We start from the raw sequence: 292 nt of genomic DNA on the forward strand, positions 1-292 counted from the left end.
GGCCACACCGATGTCGAACCCGGCAGCCAGGCGGGTGTAGGTGTCGCCGTTACGCAGGTGCGCGAGTGCAAGTAAGGCCTGTTCACCGGGGTTCAGGCGACGCCAGCGGGAGCGGCGCTGGCGGCGGTGGGCGCGGATCCGGTCGGCGAGGTGGTTCAGCGTACGACTGGACAACGGGATCTTGGCGGGGTAAGACAGCACAGCGAGGCTCCCGGTCGGGGCATCGGATCTTGGTCGACTGCTGTCTTACCTGGAGCCTCGCACCTATCGATCCCCGGGCCATCCACATCTG

1 protein-coding gene is annotated in these 292 nt (G+C 67.1%); it reads right to left on the minus strand.

Features of this window, described 5'->3' with window-relative positions; genetic code table 11:
• Positions 1-201 (minus strand): transposase family protein (locus ADL15_RS22795; RefSeq protein ID WP_198170966.1); only part of this gene is annotated, 201 nt, incomplete at its 3' end.
• Positions 202-292 lie beyond the last annotated feature (91 nt).

Source organism: Actinoplanes awajinensis subsp. mycoplanecinus, assembly GCF_001509495.1.
In the GTDB taxonomy this organism is placed as follows: Bacteria; Actinomycetota; Actinomycetes; order Mycobacteriales; family Micromonosporaceae; genus Actinoplanes; species Actinoplanes palleronii.